We start from the raw sequence: 2,933 nt of genomic DNA, 5'->3' as shown, positions 1-2,933 counted from the left end.
GATAGGCCAGCACCGTATCGCTTTCTATCCCCTCGGCCACCGCTTGCAGGCCTAGGGCCTTGGCCAGGGCAAAAACCGCCGCTACCAGGCGGGCGGTGGGGCCTTGGGGGTCGGGAGGGTTTCCCAGGCGCTGGGTGAAGGCCTGGCTCAGCTTGAGCCCATCCACGGGAAGCTGGGCCAGCCGCTCCAGGCTGGAGTAGCCCGAGCCGAAATCGTCCAGGAAGATGCTTATGCCCAGAGCCTTGAGGGCCTCGAGGGCCCGGGTGGCATCCCTGCCCCGCTCGTCGGGGATCAGGCTGGTTTCCGTGATCTCCAGAACCAGGCGGCCAGGCGGACAGGAAGTTTCCTCCATGGCTTCCGCCACCCGAAAGGCATAGGTGGGGTCCAGGAGCTCCTGGGGGCTCACGTTCACATGCACCTTCAGGTGGTGCCGGTCCAGTTCCCGGAGAACCTGGCGGAGGACCCACTGGCCCAGCTCGGGCATGAGGCGGTGGCGTTCCGCCAGGGGGATGAACACGGAAGGCGGGGCCAGGCGCCAGCGCACGAGGGCCTCGAGGGCCACCCGCTTCCCCGTGCGCAGGTCCACGATGGGCTGGTAGGCCAGCCAGAGGCCCTCTCCCCGCTCCAGGTCCTGCCTTAGCGCCTCCAGGAGGTTCATCTCCTGCCGGAGGGCTTCTTGCAACTGCGGTTCAAAGAAGGCCAGCCGGTCCTTGCCCTCCCCCTTGGCCTGGTACAGGGCCAGGTCCGCCCGCTTGAGAAGTTCTGCTGGGGAAAGGCCAGGCTCCCCCAGGGCAATGCCCAGGGAGGTGGAGAGGTGGTAGAGGCGTTCTCCCATGGCGATGGGGATGCGGGCCACCTCCAGCAGTCTTTCCGCAATCTGCACGGCCTCGGCAGGAGTTTTAAGGCCGGTAAGGAGCACCAGGAACTCGTCCCCTCCCTGCCGGGCCACCAGGTCCCGGGGGCGGAGGGCGGCCCGCAGGCGGGCGGCCATGACCCGGATCACCTCGTCCCCGGCGGCGTGCCCGTCCAGGTCGTTCACCAGCTTGAGCCCGTCCAGGTCCAGGTACATGACCGCTAGGTGCGGGCCCTCCTCCTTCAGGGCTTGGGCCAGCTTTTCCAGGAAGAAGAGGCGGTTGGGCAGGCCCGTTAAGGGATCGTGGTAGGCCAGGTGCTGGATCCGGCCTTCCAGCTCTAGCCTTCTCAGAAGGAGGCCGAGCTGGCTGGCGAAGGCCTGGGCCAGCTCCAGGTCCAGAGGGGTGAAGGCATCCTCCCGCTCAAAGTTGTCCAGGTACAAGAAGGCCTTGCGCTCCCCCGCCAGGTACACGGGGAGGGAGAGGATGGCCTTGATCTCCCGGACCCGGCCGGCCTCCTCCATGATCTTCCGCCTTGGTTCGTCCAGGCGGGCGTTGAAGCGCTCCAGGTCCTTCCAGGTGAAGACCTGGGCTCCCTTGTGGCCCGTGAGGGAGAGGGGTTCGTCGGGGCGCAGGCACACCTGGCGAAGGGCTTCCAGGTCGTACCCCTGGGCGGCGACGAAGTGGTAGCAGCCATCTTCCAGGAGGACGGTGACGCTTCCCGCCTGGGCGGTGGGGACAGTGTCCAAGGCAGCCTCGAGGATCAAGCCGAAGATGGACTCGGAAAGCCCCTCGGCCATCAGGGTTTCGTAGACCCGGAGGAGGTTTTTGCGGAAGAGGTTCCAGCGGACTTCCCGGACCTTGGCTTCCTTCCGCTCCGTCACATCCACGCCTAAGGCCAAAATTTCCAACGCCTCCTGGCCTGGGCCTGGCACCGCCAGGAGGGTCCACTCTACCGCCTGGTCTTTCTCGGTGAGGAAACTGCGGGGCTGGCCTGGAGCCTTCAGGGCCTCGGCCACCGGCAGGGAAAGCCCGTGGGGAAACGCCCTCTTGAAGGCTGGGTTGGCGTAGAGCAGATGGCCCTCTTTGTCCAGGCGGGCCAGGTAGAAGGGGGAAGCCTCGAGGAGGGTTTCCAGCCAGCGTTCCCTTTCCCAAAGCTCCAGGGTCCGGGCCAGGGCCTCGGCCACCAGGCGCAGGAAGGCCTCCTCTTCTGGGGTGAACTCCCTTATCCTCTGGCAGTCGTCCACCCCCAGGAACCCCCAGAGCCTTCCCTCCACCCATATGGGCACCACCAGGAGGCTTTGGATCTCCTGGGCCTCGAGGAGGGGCCGTTCCTCCTCGGGGAAGGAAGCCACGGGCCCCGCCACCGCCCGGTCCTCCAGGAAGCGGTCCAGCCAGCGCCCGTAGCCTTTTTCCCGCATGGGGAGGTTTTGCAGCTCAGGATTCTGGATCTGAGGGGTGGTATCGGGCCCCGCCCACTCCGAAAGCTGGCTGGTGTACCAGATGCCCTGGCGCTCCTCGAGGCGGAAGAGATAAGCCCGGTGGGCCCTAAGGGCCCGCCCTACCTGCTCCAGGGCCTGGGGAAGCCCCTTAATCCCCTGGCGCAGCAGGGGAAGAAGGGCTTGGTATGGGCCTAGGCCCCAGCTCCTGTCCATGGCTAGGCCTGGTCCAGTATACAACTTCTTGGCGGAGGTTCAAGCCACTGTGATTGGCCACTACATTTGAGACACCTTGGGGAACCGACCCCTCCTGTATCTTAGCCAGGAACTCCAAAGGGGCAAGGCCACCCAAGGCCATGTGGGGCCTTCTGCGGTTGTAGTAGTCAAGGTAAGCGTCTAACTTCGCCTGTAGCTCACTAAGCCTCGTGGGCAAAGGTCGGGTGTAAAACTCATCCCTAAAAGTCCGCTGCAGCCGCTCCACGTGCCCGTTGAGCTTAGGGCTCCTGGGGGGCAGCACGAAAAGGGCGATACCTAGACCTTGGCACGTCTTTTCAAACTCGGCCATGAACTCGCTGCCCCCATCCACCTGCACCGCTCGGATGGGGAAAGGCGCCTGGGCCACCAGTCGGGATAGAAACTCCCC

Annotated in this window: 2 protein-coding genes; both read right to left on the bottom strand. The window is 65.3% G+C overall.

All coding sequences use genetic code 11. The features are described 5' to 3' along the window. Window positions 1-2,506, bottom strand: a 2,506-nt coding sequence (locus TNMX_RS01020) for an EAL domain-containing protein (protein ID WP_038028557.1), incomplete at its 3' end; no start/stop codon positions are given. Beyond that, the coding region (locus TNMX_RS01015) for an integrase core domain-containing protein (RefSeq protein WP_156919380.1) at window positions 2,442-2,933 on the bottom strand (492 nt) is incomplete at its 5' end. The genes TNMX_RS01020 and TNMX_RS01015, both read right to left, overlap by 65 nt.

The sequence above is a fragment of the Thermus sp. NMX2.A1 genome, assembly GCF_000511705.1.
In the GTDB taxonomy this organism is placed as follows: domain Bacteria; phylum Deinococcota; class Deinococci; order Deinococcales; family Thermaceae; genus Thermus; species Thermus scotoductus.
This window is presented reverse-complemented; position numbering and strand designations above follow the sequence as displayed.